Source organism: Bradyrhizobium barranii subsp. apii (assembly GCF_011516635.5).
In the GTDB taxonomy this organism is placed as follows: domain Bacteria; phylum Pseudomonadota; class Alphaproteobacteria; order Rhizobiales; family Xanthobacteraceae; genus Bradyrhizobium; species Bradyrhizobium barranii.
In genome coordinates this window covers 6,808,542-6,823,384 of sequence record NZ_CP096255.1, presented here as the reverse complement: position 1 = coordinate 6,823,384, position 14,843 = coordinate 6,808,542, and the positions used below count along the sequence as shown (strand labels likewise).

General features: G+C 66.3%; 10 protein-coding genes and 1 riboswitch. Of the genes, 3 read left to right on the top strand and 7 right to left on the bottom strand.

Going from position 1 to position 14,843, the window contains the following annotated elements; all coding sequences use genetic code 11:
- Positions 1-44: 44 nt before the first annotated feature.
- The 3 genes from gcvP to gcvT form a co-directional block, all read right to left on the bottom strand.
- Complete coding sequence (gene gcvP, locus HAP41_RS32765; RefSeq protein ID WP_166105647.1) at positions 45-2,912, bottom strand: aminomethyl-transferring glycine dehydrogenase; 2,868 nt, start codon at positions 2,910-2,912, stop codon at positions 45-47.
- 180 nt (positions 2,913-3,092) lie between these two features.
- Positions 3,093-3,461, bottom strand: a complete 369-nt coding sequence (gene gcvH / locus HAP41_RS32760; RefSeq protein WP_166091099.1) for a glycine cleavage system protein GcvH — start codon at positions 3,459-3,461, stop codon at positions 3,093-3,095.
- An 11-nt stretch (positions 3,462-3,472) separates the two neighbouring features.
- Positions 3,473-4,621 carry a glycine cleavage system aminomethyltransferase GcvT gene (gene gcvT / locus HAP41_RS32755; protein WP_166091106.1) on the bottom strand — a complete coding sequence of 383 codons (1,149 nt, stop codon included), beginning with the start codon at positions 4,619-4,621 and terminating at the stop codon, positions 3,473-3,475.
- Positions 4,622-4,765: 144 nt separating this feature from the next.
- Positions 4,766-4,854, bottom strand: a riboswitch (glycine riboswitch).
- Between the two features lie 233 nt (positions 4,855-5,087).
- On the opposite strand from gcvT, the gene alaS reads away from it, so the two are divergent.
- Together alaS and HAP41_RS32745 are read left to right on the top strand one after the other, a co-directional pair.
- Positions 5,088-7,766: an alanine--tRNA ligase gene (alaS, locus tag HAP41_RS32750; RefSeq protein WP_166091112.1), complete on the top strand. Its 2,679-nt coding sequence runs from the start codon at positions 5,088-5,090 to the stop codon at positions 7,764-7,766.
- A gap of 6 nt (positions 7,767-7,772) precedes the next feature.
- Entirely contained in the window at positions 7,773-8,999 is a 1,227-nt protein-coding gene (locus HAP41_RS32745) for a cyclic nucleotide-gated ion channel (RefSeq protein ID WP_071912352.1), read from the top strand.
- Between the two features lie 4 nt (positions 9,000-9,003).
- Here the strand turns inward: HAP41_RS32745 and HAP41_RS32740 are convergent, their stop codons facing one another.
- On the bottom strand, positions 9,004-9,549 hold the full coding sequence (locus HAP41_RS32740; protein ID WP_166091116.1) for a DUF3455 domain-containing protein: 546 nt from the start codon (positions 9,547-9,549) through the stop codon (positions 9,004-9,006).
- A 98-nt stretch (positions 9,550-9,647) separates the two neighbouring features.
- The gene (locus HAP41_RS32735; protein ID WP_166091127.1) at positions 9,648-10,859 is read right to left on the bottom strand and encodes an NADP-dependent isocitrate dehydrogenase; all 1,212 of its coding nucleotides are present in this window, start codon (positions 10,857-10,859) and stop codon (positions 9,648-9,650) included.
- 338 nt (positions 10,860-11,197) lie between these two features.
- On the opposite strand from HAP41_RS32735, the gene HAP41_RS32730 reads away from it, so the two are divergent.
- Positions 11,198-12,397: a TrmJ/YjtD family RNA methyltransferase gene (locus HAP41_RS32730; protein ID WP_166091131.1), complete on the top strand. Its 1,200-nt coding sequence runs from the start codon at positions 11,198-11,200 to the stop codon at positions 12,395-12,397.
- A gap of 169 nt (positions 12,398-12,566) precedes the next feature.
- On the opposite strand, the gene HAP41_RS32725 is transcribed toward HAP41_RS32730, so the two are convergent.
- Together HAP41_RS32725 and HAP41_RS32720 are read right to left on the bottom strand one after the other, a co-directional pair.
- On the bottom strand, positions 12,567-13,775 hold the full coding sequence (locus HAP41_RS32725; RefSeq protein ID WP_071912364.1) for a GGDEF domain-containing protein: 1,209 nt from the start codon (positions 13,773-13,775) through the stop codon (positions 12,567-12,569).
- Positions 13,776-14,086: 311 nt separating this feature from the next.
- The gene (locus HAP41_RS32720; protein ID WP_166091135.1) at positions 14,087-14,842 is read right to left on the bottom strand and encodes a PaaI family thioesterase; all 756 of its coding nucleotides are present in this window, start codon (positions 14,840-14,842) and stop codon (positions 14,087-14,089) included.
- Between the last annotated feature and the right edge of the window lies 1 nt (position 14,843).

The window sequence follows — 14,843 nt, the reverse complement described above, 5'->3', positions numbered from 1 at the left end:
ACGGCGGACAAGTCGCTTTGCCCACCCTACGAAGCTACGATCCCTTACTCCGCCGCTTCCGCGTAATCACTCACTGGCGGGCACGAGCACACCAGGTTGCGGTCGCCATAGACGTTGTCGACGCGGCCGACCGGGCACCAATATTTGTCGGTGCGCGAGGTGCCTGCGGGGAAGCAGCCCTCGGCGCGGGTGTAGGCGCGATTCCAATCGTCGTCCGCGATGTCGTGCACGGTGTGCGGGGCGTGACGAAGCGGCGAGGCCTCGATCTTGAAGCGGCCGGCCTCGACCTCGGCGATTTCTTTCCGGATCGCGATCATCGCATCGCAGAAGCGATCCAGCTCAGCCTTGGACTCCGATTCGGTCGGCTCGATCATCAGCGTGCCCGGCACCGGGAAGCTCATGGTGGGCGCATGGAAGCCGTAATCGATCAGGCGTTTTGCGATGTCGTCCACGGTGACGCCCGAGGTCGTCTTCAGCGCGCGCGGGTCGACGATGCACTCATGCGCGACGCGGCCCTTCGCGTTCTTGTAGAGCACCGGGAAGTGCGCATCCAGGCGCGTGGAAATGTAGTTGGCGTTGAGGATCGCGATTTCGGTGGCGCGCTTCAGGCCGTCGCCGCCCATCATCAGAATGTAGATGTAGGAGATGGTGAGGATCGACGCCGAGCCGAACGGTGCGGCCGACACCGGGCCGACCGGAGCTTCGGCTTGCGTCGCCGGGTGACCAGGCAGGAACGGCGCGAGATGCGCCTTGACGCCGATCGGGCCCATGCCCGGGCCGCCGCCGCCATGCGGGATGCAGAAGGTCTTGTGCAAATTGAGATGGCTGACGTCGGCGCCGTAATCGCCGGGCCGGGACAGGCCGACCTGCGCGTTGAGGTTGGCGCCGTCCAGATAGACCTGGCCGCCATGGCCGTGGACGATGTCGCAGATCTCGCGGATGTGCTCCTCGAACACGCCATGCGTCGAGGGATAGGTGATCATCACCGCGGCGAGGTCGTTCGAGTGCTTCTCTGCCTTGGCACGGAGATCATTGACGTCGACGTCGCCGTTCTTTTCGCAGGCGACCACCACCACGTCCATGCCGACCATCGCGGCCGAAGCCGGGTTGGTGCCGTGGGCGGAGGAGGGGATCAGGCAGATTTTTCGGTGCGTCTCGCCGCGCGCAGCATGATAGCCGCGGATCGCGAGCAGCCCGGCATATTCGCCCTGCGCGCCCGAATTCGGCTGCAGCGAGATCGCGTCATAGCCGGTGATGTCGCACAGCCATTTTTCCAGCCGCGCGAACAGCGCGTGATAGCCCTTGGCCTGCTCGCGCGGGGCGAACGGGTGTAGGGACCCGAACTCCGGCCAGGTCAGCGGCATCATCTCGGTGGTCGCGTTCAGCTTCATGGTGCAGGATCCGAGCGGGATCATCGCGCGGTCGAGCGCGAGGTCGCGATCGCTGAGCTTGCGCATGTAGCGCAGCATCTCGGTCTCCGAGCGATGCGCGTGGAACACGGGATGGGTGAGGAAGGCGGTCCCGCGCTTCAGCGCCTCCGGCAGCGCTTCGCGCGTGGTGGCGTCGATTTCGGCGTAAACAAGCGTGCCGCCGAAGGCGCGCCAGACCGCTTCGACGGTTGCCGGCGTTGTGGTCTCGTCGAGCGCGATGCGCAACGCGGTTTCACCGACGCCCAGGTTGATCTTCTCGGCAGCCGCGCGCGCGACGATCTCGGCGCGCTTGGCGCCGGCGTCCACGCTGAGCGTGTCGAAGAAGCTATCCGACTGCGGCGCAAAGCCGAGCTTGCGCAAGCCGGCGGCAAGCACGGCGGCGCGGCGATGCACGTTGCGCGCGATCTGCGCAAGCCCCTCGGGGCCGTGATAGACCGCGTACATCGAAGCGATCACGGCGAGCAGCACCTGCGCGGTGCAGATGTTGGAGGTCGCCTTCTCGCGGCGGATGTGCTGCTCGCGGGTCTGCAGCGCGAGGCGATAGGCCGGCATCCCGCGCGAGTCCACGGAGAGGCCGACGATGCGGCCGGGCAGCGAGCGCTTCAGCGCATCGCGCACCGCCATGTAGGCCGCGTGCGGGCCGCCATAACCCATCGGCACACCGAAGCGCTGCGCCGAGCCGATCGCGATGTCCGCGCCAAGCTCGCCCGGCGAGGCGAGCAGCGTCAGGGCCAGGAGATCGGCGGCAACGATCGCGAGCGCGCCCTTGGCCTTTAACGTCGCGATCGCGGGCCTGAGGTCACGCACGGCGCCCGAGGAACCCGGATATTGCAGCAGCGCACCGAGCACGTCTGATTTGTCGAGATCGGCGAGGGGATCGCCGACGATCAGGGTCCAGCCCAGCGGCTCGGCGCGGGTGCGCATCACAGCTAAGGTCTGCGGATGCACGTCCTTGTCGACGAAGAAGGCCTTGGCCTCGACCCGTGAGTGCCGCTCCGCGAGCGCCATCGCTTCCGCCGCGGCGGTTGCTTCATCCAGCAGCGAGGCGTTGGCGACGTCGAGCCCGGTGAGGTCGCAGATCATGGTCTGGAAGTTGAGCAGCGCCTCCAGCCGGCCCTGGCTGATCTCGGGCTGGTAGGGCGTGTAGGCCGTGTACCAGGCCGGGTTCTCCAAAATGTTGCGCTGGATCACCGCGGGCAAAACCGTGCCGGAATAGCCCTGGCCGATCAGCGAGGTGAAGACCTGGTTCTCTCGCGCGAGCTCGGCCATATGCGCGATCGCCTCGGTCTCGCTCAAGGGCTTGCCGAGATCGAGCGGAGCGGTCTGCCGGATCGAGGCCGGCAGCGTCTCCGCCATCAGGGCGTCCACGCTCTTGGCGCCGACGGCCTCCAGCATTGCGGTGACGTCGCGCGCCGACGGGCCGATGTGGCGGCGAACGAAGGTGGCGGCGGCGTCGCCATTGGATTTGCGGTGCGCGGTCATCATGGGTCCTCGCTTTAGATTTCGCTGTCGCCGTCATGCCCCGCGAAGGCGGGGCATCCAGTAAACGCAGGCGTCACGGCTTGAGCCGAGAAGCCGCGGCGTACTGGATCACCCGCCCCAGTGCGCAGTGCGCACAAGGCGGGTGATGACACCGAATATGAGGTCAGAGTTCGCTTCATCTCACGCCGTATGTGCCTTGTAGGCGGCCTCATCCATGAGGCCGCCGAGCTCGCTCTTGTCGGCAATCTTGATCTTGAAGAACCACGCCTTGCCTTGCGCGTCCGAGTTCACCAGCGCCGGCTCGGCGGCGAGCGCGTCGTTGGTCGCGAGCACTTCGCCCGTAACAGGCGCGTAGACGTCGGAGGCGGCCTTCACCGATTCCACGACGGCGGCGGCTTCCGCCTTCTTCAGGCTGCGGCCGACCTTCGGCAGCTCGACGAATACGACGTCGCCGAGCTGCGACTGCGCGTAGTCGGTGATCCCGACGGTGGCGACATCGCCGTCGATGGCCAGCCATTCGTGGTCGGAGGTGTACAGCGTCGTGGTCATTTTCTCAGTCCTCAGCGTTTGTAGGTGTTTTTCACGAAAGGCATGGCGGCGACCGTGAGCGGCAGCCGCTGGCCGCGCACTTCGGCGAAGAGTTTTGTATCGAGCGCGCTCGATGCCGTCGGGACATAGCCCATCGCGACCGGCGCGTTCAGGCTCGGGCCGAAACCGCCCGAGGTGACCTTTCCGATCGGCTCGCCGCCCGCGTCATCCGCAAACAGCGGCGCGCCCTCGCGCACCGGCGCGCGGCCTTCCGTACGCAGGCCGACGCGGCGGCGGCTCGCGCCGTTGTCGAAATGAGCCAGGATCGCATCAGTGCCGGGAAAACCGCCGGCGCGGACGCCGCCGCTGCGGCGGCTCTTCTGCACCGACCATTCCAGCGCGGCCTCGACCGGCGTGGTGGCGGTGTCGATGTCGTGGCCGTAGAGGCAGAGCCCGCCTTCCAGCCGCAGGCTGTCGCGGGCCCCTAAGCCGATCGGCATCACATCGGGATTGTCCAGCAGCGTTTTGGCGAGGCGCTCGGCATCGGCCGCGGGGACCGAAATCTCGAACCCGTCCTCGCCGGTGTAGCCGGAGCGCGAGACGAAGCAGTCGAGACCGGCAACCTTGTGCGGGCCGGCGTCCATGAACTTCATGGAGGGGGCCTCTGCACACAATTTCGCCAGCGCGGCTTCTGCCTTCGGGCCCTGCAGCGCGATCAGGGCGCGGTCTTGAAGCGAATCGATGATGCAGTCGTCCGAGAGATGCGCGCGCAGATGCGCCTCGTCCGCTTCCTTGCAGGCCGCGTTGACGACCAGGAACAGGTGATCGCCGAAATTGGCGACCATCAGATCGTCGAGAATCCCGCCGTCCGGATTGGTGAACTGGGCATAGCGCTGCCGGCCCGGGGCAATCGCCACGATATCCTGCGGCACCAGCCGTTCCAGCGCGCGGGCGGCATCCTCGACCTTGCCCGACTTCGGCCGAAGCGCGAGCTGGCCCATGTGGGAGACGTCGAACAGGCCGGCCTGGCTACGGGTATGGAGGTGCTCTTTCAGGACGCCCGCGGGGTACTGAACGGGCATGTCATAGCCCGCGAACGGCACCATCTTGCCGCCGAGCGAGACATGAAGCCCGTGAAGGGGCGTACGTTTGTGGGAATCTTGGTCGTCGCGCGCAAGCATCACGGGGCCCTCGGCGGTTCCCCGAGGAGGATTCCCCGTGGACACCAGTCGAAGCCCCATCTGTCGCTGTGCCTGAGAGTATTATCCCGTCGGCGGACGTCGTCCGGGTCTTATGCCCGTCGGCGCCTCTTTCCAGATGTCGTCAAAGCCACGCGGTCCTTTTGCCTGAGAGTTTCCGGGGCGGTTGCTCCTTCGGCGCCGGCACCAAAGCCGGTCTCTCCCGACGTGGCCGTACGATACAGATGGGTACAGACCACAGGCCGGCCAAGCCTGTCAACGCGCACCTGGCGGCTTTCAACGGGATTGCAAACCGGATTGCGCGCCTGCGGCAACTCACTGATCTCCTTGCACAGTTTCTGGACAGCGCAGCTGGCCTTGTCTAAAAGCGCTTTGACCCGCAGATATCAGCCCAAATGCCCGGTTTGGATGGCGTATCGCGGGTCCAAGCACACCCGATTGGATGAACATGAGCGGCGTCAACGAGATCAGGTCGACCTTTCTGAACTTCTTTGCCGAGAACGGCCACGAGATCGTGTCGTCCTCGCCATTGGTGCCGCGCAACGATCCGACGTTGATGTTCACCAATGCCGGCATGGTGCAGTTCAAGAACGTCTTCACCGGCGTCGAGAAGCGGCCCTATCAGCGCGCCACCACGTCGCAGAAATGCGTGCGCGCCGGCGGCAAGCACAACGACCTCGACAATGTCGGCTACACCGCGCGCCATCTCACCTTCTTCGAGATGCTCGGCAATTTCTCGTTCGGCGACTATTTCAAGGAGCGCGCGATCGAGCTGGCCTGGACCCTGATCACGCGGGAGTTCGGGCTCAAGAAAGACAAGCTGCTCGTCACCGTCTACCACACCGACGACGAGGCGGCCGGGCTGTGGAAGAAGATCGCGGGCTTCTCCGACGACCGCATCATCCGCATCCCGACCTCGGACAATTTCTGGGCGATGGGCGACACCGGGCCGTGCGGGCCGTGCTCGGAAATCTTCATCGACCGCGGCGACCACATCTGGGGCGGACCTCCGGGCTCGCCGGAAGAGGACGGCGACCGCTTCCTCGAATTCTGGAACCTGGTGTTCATGCAGTACGAGCAGGTGACGAAGGAGGAGCGCGTGGATCTGCCGCGTCCCTCGATCGACACCGGCATGGGGCTCGAGCGCATGGCCTGCATCATGCAGGGCGTGGAGAGCGTGTTCGAGACTGACCTGTTCCGTCATCTGATCGACGCGACCGCGTCCGCGCTCGGCAGCGGGCCGAACGAGCAGACCGTCGCCTCGTTCCGCGTCATCGCCGACCATCTGCGCTCCTCGGCCTTCCTGGTCGCGGACGGCGTGCTGCCGTCGAACGAGGGCCGCGGCTATGTGCTGCGCCGGATCATGCGCCGCGCGATGCGCCATGCGCAGCTGCTGGGTGCGAAAGAGCCGCTGATGCACCGCCTGGTCTGGGCGCTGGTCCGCGAGATGGGCCAGGCCTATCCCGACCTGATGCGCGCGGAAAACCTGATCGAGGAAACGCTGCGGTTGGAAGAGACCCGCTTCCGCAAGACGCTGGTGCGCGGCCTTGCCATCCTCGACGAGAAGAGCGCGTCCCTGAAGAAAGGCGACATGTTCGACGGCGACGTCGCCTTCACGCTGTACGACACCTACGGTTTCCCGCTCGACCTGACCCAGGACGCACTGAAATCGCGCGGCATCGGCGTCGACCAGGCCTCCTTCACCGACGCGATGGAGCGCCAGAAGGCCAAGGCGCGCGAGTCCTGGAAGGGTTCTGGCGAGGCGGCTTCCGAAGCGATCTGGTTCCCGCTGCGCGAGAAGCTCGGGGCCACCGAATTCCTGGGCTATGAGACCGAGAGCGCCGAAGGCGTGGTCTCCGCGCTGGTGAAGGACGGACAGGAAACTGCGAGCCTCAAGGCTGGCGAGACCGGCGCGATCGTGCTCAACCAGACGCCGTTCTACGCGGAGTCCGGCGGCCAGGTCGGCGACACCGGCGTGCTCAGCGGCGAGGGCGGCATCAAGTTCCGTGTCACCGACACGCAGAAGAAGCTCGGCGATCTCTTCGTTCACGTCGGCACCGTGGAGAGCGGCGAGCTGAAGCTCGGCACCGCGCTGCAGCTCGAGGTCGATCACGGCAGGCGCTCCTCGATCCGCGCGCATCACTCGGCGACGCATCTCATCCACGAGGCGCTGCGCCAGGTGCTCGGCGACCACATCGCCCAGCGCGGCTCGATGGTCGCGCCCGACCGCCTGCGTTTCGACTTCGTGCATCCGAAGCCGATCACGGCGGAAGAGCTTGCCCGTGTCGAGGACATTGCCAACGACGTGGTGCTGGAGAATGACGAGGTCACCACCCGCATTATGGGCGTGGACGAGGCCCGCGAGGCCGGCGCACGCGCGCTGTTCGGCGAAAAGTATGGCGACGAGGTCCGCGTCGTCTCGATGGGCCGGACCGCGCGTGAGCGCGGCGCCAACGCGCTCGGCTGGTCGGTCGAGCTCTGCGGCGGCACCCATGTGAAGCGCACCGGCGACATCGGCCTGATCACGCTGACCGGCGAGAGCGCGGTCGCCTCCGGCGTGCGCCGCATCGAGGCGCTGACCGGCAATTATGCGCGCAGGCACGCCAACGACACCATGGCGCTGGCGAAGACCGCGGCCAACGAGCTGCGCACCTCGATCGACGACGTCCCGGCGCGCATCACAGCCCTGATGGAGGAGCGCAAGAAGCTCGAGCGCGAGCTCTCCGACGCCCGCAAGAAGCTCGCGATGGGCGGCGGTACATCCGTCGGGAACGGCGCAGCCGCAGGCGTGCGCGAGGTCGGCGACGTCAAGCTGATGGCGCGCGCGGTCGAGGGCATCGAGATGAAGGATCTCAAGAGCCTTGCGGACGACGGCAAGAAGCAGATCGGCTCCGGCGTGGTCGCCATCGTCGGCGTCACCGAGGACGGCAAGGCCGGGATCGTGGTCGGCGTCACCGCCGATCTCACCGCGCGCTTCAATGCCGTGAATCTCGTGCGCGTCGCCTCCGAGGCGCTCGGCGGCAAGGGCGGCGGCGGCCGGCCCGACATGGCGCAGGCTGGCGGTCCCGATGGCGCCAAGGCGCCCGAGGCGCTCGCGGCGATCGAAAAAGCGATGGCAGGCGCGTAAACGGCCATGCGCCTCGTTCCGCGAGGACGTGGCTCGGCCGATCCCAACCTAAGGGATCGCCTGTACGAATTGCTGGAGCACGATCCGCTCGCCTACTCGATCGGGTCGCGCTTCATCCAGGTGATCATCAGCGTCATCGTGCTCGACGTGGTCGCGATGATCCTCGCCTCGGTGCCGGAGCTCGACGCGCGGTTCGACACGCTGTTCAGCGCGGTCGCCGTCCTCGCCGTCATCGTGTTCGCGCTCGAATATCTGGCGCGGCTGTGGACCGTGGCGGGGCACACCCAGCGCAACGGCTCCGCGCTGTCCGACCGGCTCTCTTATGCCTTCTCCGCGCTCGGCATCATCGACCTCATGGCGTTCCTGCCGGCCGCGATCGTGCTGGCCACCGGCCGGCACGCGACGCTGGCTGGGCTCGGCGTGCTGCCGTTCTTCAAGCTGATCCGTTATTCGCCGGCGATGCGCTCGCTGCTCGCGGCCATCCATGCCGAGCGGCGTGCGCTGATCGGCTGCATCGTCATCCTGATCGGTGTGGTACTGACCTTCGCCTCGCTGCTCTACGCCATCGAGCGTGATGTGCAGCCCAGCAAGCTCGGCACCATTCCGGACGCGATGTGGTGGGCGATCGTGACGCTCGGCACCGTCGGCTATGGCGACGTCGTGCCGGTGACGCCGCTCGGCAAATTCATCTCGGTGTTCGCGATCATCTCAGGTTTTGCCATGATCGCGCTGCCGGTCGCGATCATCTCGACCGCCTTCGCCGAGGAGGTGAGGCGGCGCGACTTCGTGGTGACCTGGGGCATGCTGGCGCGGGTGCCGCTGTTCTCGCATCTTTCGGCCGCGGAGATCGCCGACATCATGCGGTTGCTCCGGGCCCGCACCATCGAGCAGGGCGAAATATTGGTGCGCCGTGGCGATACCGCCTCGTCGATGTATTTCATCACTGCCGGCGAGGTCGAGATCGCGCTGCCGAGCCAGCAGGTGCGCCTCACCGACGGCACCTTCTTCGGCGAGATCGCGCTGCTACATAAGACCAAGCGCAGCGGCACGGTGACGGCGACGCGCAAGACGCGGCTGCTCGTGCTCGACGCCCAGGATTTTCACGCGCTGATCGAGCGCATGCCGACGCTCGCCGCCCACGTCCACCAGACCGCGAAGGCACGGCTCGAGGAGACCGGCGATCTTGCGGCGGCAGAATTGGCGCAGGCGGAGCGCGACGACACCGACCGCTGAGCGGTCAGCCCTTCTTCAGGAAAATGTAGTCGGCCGAGTAGGGCGCGCTTTTGAAATCGCCGGCCTTGTCGCAAGAACCCTCGAGCTTGCCGCCGTGGGTGTTGATGCGCTGGACGGTGGTGACCGGCGTCAGGATGCCGCTGCCGCGGCGGGAGGCGACCTCCAGCTTGAGCCAGGGGATATCGGCGGCGGTTGCGCCCGGCGCGTTGCCGATGGCCTTGCCGGCCACGGCGCTGCCGTCGGCGAGTTCCCAGTTCGGGCCGGCATAGTGGCGGCCGACGGTCTTGCCCTCGGCGAGCAGCGTCGCCACCGGCTCGCGGAAGGCCCAGGCAAGCTTGCCGTCGGCGGCTGCCTTGCAGTCATAGACCTGCGCGCCTTCGGCATGGACGCTGAGCACGACGGTCTCGCCGGGCGCGCGAATGGCCTCCGGCAGGCTGAGTTTCAGTTGCCCGCGGGGGGCCTCAGCCGGTTCGGGCTCCGCGGCGGCGGCCGGCCCGGCCAGGGCAGCCAGCAGCATCAGGCAGGGGACAGCGAACTTGACGATGGACATGGGTAGCCTCCGCGCAACGGTGTCAAAATGAATGGGCCGCGCCCAAGCGCGGCCCATAATGATGTCTAACCCCGATCAGACGAAAATAATGCGCGGGCTTACGCCAACGCTTTCGTGAGGTTCTCCGCGACCTTGTCGAGGAAGCCGGTGGTCGAGAGCCAGCGCTGGTCGGCGCCGACCAGGAGCGCGAGGTCCTTGGTCATGTAGCCTTCCTCGACGGTGTCGACGCAGACCTTCTCCAGGGTGCTCGCGAACTTGGCGAGCTCGGCATTGTTGTCGAGCTTGGCGCGATGCGACAGGCCGCGGGTCCAGGCGAAAATCGACGCGATCGAGTTGGTCGAGGTCTCCTTGCCCTTCTGGTGCTCGCGGTAATGGCGGGTCACCGTGCCGTGGGCGGCTTCGGCTTCCACGGTCTTGCCGTCGGGGGTGAGCAGCACCGAGGTCATCAGGCCGAGCGAGCCGTAGCCCTGCGCGACCGTATCGGACTGCACGTCGCCGTCGTAGTTCTTACAGGCCCAGACATAGCCGCCGGACCATTTCAGCGCCGAGGCCACCATGTCGTCGATCAGGCGGTGCTCGTAGGTCAGGCCCTTGGCCTCGAATTCCTTTTTGAACTCGCGGTCGTAGATGTCCTGGAAGATGTCCTTGAAGCGGCCGTCATAGACCTTGAGGATGGTGTTCTTGGTCGAGAGGTAGACCGGGTAGTTGCGCAGCAGGCCGTAGTTCAGCGAGGCGCGGGCGAAGTCGATGATGGAGTCGTCGAGATTGTACATCTCCATGGCGACACCGGCGCCGGGCGCCTCGAACACTTCCTTCTCGATGACGGTGCCGTCCTCGCCGACGAACTTCATCGACAGCGTGCCCTTGCCCGGGAACTTGATGTCGGTGGCGCGGTACTGGTCGCCATAGGCGTGGCGGCCGATGATGATCGGCTTGGTCCAGCCGGGAACCAGGCGCGGCACGTTCTTGCAGATGATCGGCTCGCGGAAGATCACGCCGCCGAGGATGTTGCGGATGGTGCCGTTCGGCGACTTCCACATCTGCTTGAGGTTGAACTCCTTCACCCGGGCCTCGTCCGGGGTGATGGTGGCGCACTTGACGCCGACGCCGACCTTCTTGATGGCTTCGGCGGCGTCGATGGTGACCTGATCGTTGGTCTCGTCGCGGTACTCCATGCCCAGGTCGAAATACAGCAGCTCGACATCAAGGTACGGGTTGATCAGCTTGTCCTTGATGTACTGCCAGATGATCCGGGTCATCTCGTCGCCATCGAGTTCGACGACGGGGTTGGACACCTTGATTTTTGCCATGATCGGGGAAGCCTCTTGGGAACGGCGCTTTGGCGCGCCACGGGAATATCCGCCGCCTCTTAGCACCGGACTGCAGCGGGCGAAAGCCAAGGGATTATGCACTTTTAGCTCATCCAGCTTGCCCAGATGGGGGGCGGGGCGGGCCCCGCTGCGGGGGGCGGGCCTCAGGCTTCAGAAGAGATTCAAAAGTCGAATCCAACCCGTTATTTCCCTTGAGAATTTTGTCAGGACAGGCAAACGACAGGCGAACGGGCGGCCGCCCCTTTGGGCCGGCTTTGAATCAATTCCTGAAGAGCGCCTTGCCAAGGCCTTGAGAACCAGTGTGAAAGCGAAGCGAGATGTCGGGGACTGACAAGAGCAAGGCGGGCGTTTCCCTCGACGGTCCCATCGTGATCCTGGTTGAGCCGCAGCTTGGCGAAAACATCGGCATGGCCGCGCGCGCCATGGGCAATTTTGCGCTCAGCCGATTGCGCATCGTCAATCCCCGCGACGGCTGGCCCAATATCGCCGCCCAGCGCGCGGCGGCCGGTGCCGACTACATTCTGGAAAAGGTCGAATTGTTCGACACGGTCGGCGAGGCGGTCGCCGATCTCGACCTGCTGTTCGCCACCACTGCGCGTCCCCATGACCAGGCCAAGCCGGTGGTCGGGCCGGAGGCGGCCGCGGCCGAGATCTCCGGTCATGTCGCGACCGGGGGCAAGGCCGGCATCCTGTTCGGCCGCGAGCGCTGGGGGCTCACCAACGAGGAGGTCGGGCTCTCCAACCGCATCATCACCTTCCCGGTCAATCCGGGCTTTGCCTCGCTCAACCTCGCCCAGGCCGTGCTGCTGGTCGGCTATGAATGGTTCAAGCGGGCAACGTCAGGCGAGCTGCCGCACAGCATGCCCGAGCGCTCCGAACGCGCCTCGCAGCACCAGATGCAGGCCTTCTTCGACAACCTCATCCGCGAGCTCGACCGGGTCGAATTCCTCCGCCCGGCCGAGAAGCGCGACACCATGCTGGTCAACCTGCGCAACATCTTCAGCCGGATGGAGCCGACCAAGCAGGACATGCACACGCTGCACGGGGTGGTGATGGCGATCGCGGAAGGCCGCAAGGGCCCGGCCAAGGGCGGCGTGCTCGACGGCGAGCAGGCCACGCGCTTGCGCGCGCTGCTGGCCGAGCACGGGCAGGGCGGCGGTGTCCCCGACAGCGGCTCTACGGTGCGCGGCCTCGCGCGCCTGCTCCGCCGCAACCCGACCGATGCCGAGCGCCTGCTCTGGCAGGCCCTGACCCGCGACCGCCGCTTCGCAGGAGGGTTCAAGCGCCAGACTCCGGTCGGCCGGCACATTCCTGATTTCGTCTCGTTCCCGCACCGGATCGCGATCGAACTGGTCAACCCGGGCGAGGGCGAGACCATCGCGGCCGATCGTGCGGGCCGGCGGACGTGGCTGGAGGCGCGCGACTATCGCGTGCTGGAGATCCGGGCGGCGGACGTCGAGCGCGATCTCGAGGCGGAGCTGATGCGGCTGCAGGGGATGATCGAGCAGAGCGCGTAGGTCTCGTAGGGTAGGCAAAGCGACTTGTCCGCCGTAGCTCGAAGAGCGGAGGCGGAAGCGTGCTCAACATGTCGCTCGACAAAGCCAAGACAGAAGTCGTGGGCACGGCGCTACGCGCCTTTGTCCACCCTACGAGATCGCGCTTGTGGGGTGCGTTAGTCGTACTGCGTCAGGCGGCGCTTGCGACCGGGGCTTTCGGGCCGCTCTGCTGGAGGCGACGTAACGCGGCGAGGTTGGTCTCGACCGAGGCCAGGCAGCAACGCGATTTGCCGCCAGACTTCGCCTCGTAAAGTGCTGCATCGGCGACCGCGAGCAATTCCTCGACTTCGGCGCCATGATCCGGCGACATCGCAATGCCGACGCTGGCGCCGACACCGGCGCGCACCTCGCCGCCGAGCTCATAGGAGACGGCAACCTCGCTGATGAGGCGGTATCCCGCCTCCTGGGCCATTTCGGCCGTGACGCCGTCGACGAGCACGACGAACTCGTCGCCGCCCATCCGGGCGACCACCGCGCCGTCCGGCAGCGCCCGGCGCACGCGCCCGGCCACCGCTTTCAGCACCTCGTCGCCCGCCGCATGTCCGAACGTGTCGTTGACCGGTTTGAAGTCGTCGAGATCGAAGAACATCACAGCGAACCGTCGTTCGGCGTGGGCTCCAAGTCTGGCGCTGAGTGCCTCGACGAAGCCCGCGCGATTGAGCAGCCCCGTGAGTGCATCATGATGTGCGCGATGGCTGTTCTCGCGTTCGGCGCGCATGGTGGTGATCAGCATCCGATTGAGGCGGAAGGCGGCGGCCGTCATCGCGGCCAGATACATCGGCACCTGGAGGTAGACGATGTAGAACAGCGGCTCGCCGGCGAACGCAGCGCCGGGGATGATGGGACCGAGGCTCAGCAGGATCATGGTCCCGGCCAGCCGCGGCGCGCCGAAATTGCGGAAGCAGATGCCGCCAACCATCGCCGCCGCCGAGAGCGAGGCCAGCATGGCGACGACCCAGTCCCCGCTGGCCAGGCTGGCAACGACGCCAAATCCAACGCTGGCGCTCCAGGCGACCGCGAGCAGGAGATGAAGGTCGGTCGGCGTCGGGCGGTGGGCACGCGCCCTGCGATGCGCGCTGACGAGCACGGCGAGGCGGGCCAGGCAGATCGCGATCTCCATGACCAGCCAGACAATGAATGGTGCAGTCTGCTTGCGGCCAGCGATCACGGCGGCGACGGCAATGGTGTTGACGGCGCCGGCAGCAAAAACCGGCAGCGATCCATAGAGCTGGACAATGAGCGCGGCGCGGATGTCGTCGGGAACACCTAGCCCCGGCTCGGCGAGCCAGCGTGTCAGGCGCCAGCGTGGCGCACTGTAGAGTCCCTCGTCCGATTGCATTGCAGAGCGTCCCCGTATTCCGGGCGCCAACAACGATGACCGCTCCTAACAGCCTTTTAAGACAGCCATCGATTGCCGGGCGTGCTTGACGCAAGGTAAACCGTCGCAAGCGCGGCCGCGGGCGTGCAGGAGAATGCGGATTGGTGCAGGCCGAAGGTGCGGCGACGGATGTGTTGCGTGATTAGAGGTAGGGAGGGCAAAGCGACTTGTCCGCCGTAGCTCGAAGAGCGCAGGCGGAAGCGTGCCCACCATGTCGCTCAACGGAGCTAAGATAGAGGTGGTGGGCACGGCGCTTCGCGCCTTTGCCCACCCTACGAAGTACGCCCGAGCTGCACCTCGCGTTCCACCGCAATCCATGTCATACGGGCCACGGCCAGCAACTTCCCGGTTTCATCGTGGAGCGCGGCCTCGGCCGTACGCTTGCGGCCGTCGCGGCCGGTTGGCCAGGCTGTGATGATGCAGTGGTCGCCGGGGCGCGGCCGGGCTTCAATCCGTGCCGACATCCGGCCCAGCAGCAGTGGCGTCTTGTCGAAGGTCGCGCTCTGCTGATCGCAATTGCAGGCAAAGCCGGTGGGACAATCGAGCGCCGACCAGAGAAATTCTGGCGCAACCAGGCCGTCCTCGGCGGCCAGATTTGGATCTGGCGTCCAGCTCGCCGCGAGAACGGGGCTTTGCGCCCGACGTCCGAGCGATCCGGCGAAAATGCGCAGGCCGTCGCCTTTCGCTCTTGCGGGACCGCAGACGAAACAGTTCGGCAGCGGATGCTCGTGCGGCTTGAACAGCGCCAGCAATTCGGCCGCGCGTGCTTCCTGCAAGCTCGCTGTCTCTACGCGCGCGAGCTCGACGCTTGCCGCTCGCCCGGTCGCGACGACCTTGGCGCCGTCGCGAAGCTCCCATGTGCCGTCGTCCGTAGCGACAGCATCGAGCGGCTTGTCCAGGGGAGGCGGTGCGCGCAGCGTCACCTCGGCGCCGCCGGAAATGTGGCGGGCCAGCCGGCCGCAGACATAGCCGCCGTTCCCGGAGTTCGGAGGACCGCAAAAGCGCTTGTCGATGATGATCTGAGGCATC

What these genes read in the sequence shown, in the direction of transcription:
- HAP41_RS32740 (WP_166091116.1), bottom strand. Translation starts at nt 9,549, where the DNA reads ATGTCCATCGTCAAGTTCGCTGTCCCCTGCCTGATGCTGCTGGCTGCC.
- HAP41_RS32730 (WP_166091131.1), top strand. Translation starts at nt 11,198, where the DNA reads ATGTCGGGGACTGACAAGAGCAAGGCGGGCGTTTCCCTCGACGGTCCC.
- gcvP (WP_166105647.1), bottom strand. Translation starts at nt 2,912, where the DNA reads ATGACCGCGCACCGCAAATCCAATGGCGACGCCGCCGCCACCTTCGTT.
- alaS (WP_166091112.1), top strand. Translation starts at nt 5,088, where the DNA reads ATGAGCGGCGTCAACGAGATCAGGTCGACCTTTCTGAACTTCTTTGCC.
- HAP41_RS32725 (WP_071912364.1), bottom strand. Translation starts at nt 13,775, where the DNA reads ATGCAATCGGACGAGGGACTCTACAGTGCGCCACGCTGGCGCCTGACA.
- HAP41_RS32745 (WP_071912352.1), top strand. Translation starts at nt 7,773, where the DNA reads ATGCGCCTCGTTCCGCGAGGACGTGGCTCGGCCGATCCCAACCTAAGG.
- gcvT (WP_166091106.1), bottom strand. Translation starts at nt 4,621, where the DNA reads ATGCTTGCGCGCGACGACCAAGATTCCCACAAACGTACGCCCCTTCAC.
- gcvH (WP_166091099.1), bottom strand. Translation starts at nt 3,461, where the DNA reads ATGACCACGACGCTGTACACCTCCGACCACGAATGGCTGGCCATCGAC.
- HAP41_RS32735 (WP_166091127.1), bottom strand. Translation starts at nt 10,859, where the DNA reads ATGGCAAAAATCAAGGTGTCCAACCCCGTCGTCGAACTCGATGGCGAC.
- HAP41_RS32720 (WP_166091135.1), bottom strand. Translation starts at nt 14,842, where the DNA reads ATGCCTCAGATCATCATCGACAAGCGCTTTTGCGGTCCTCCGAACTCC.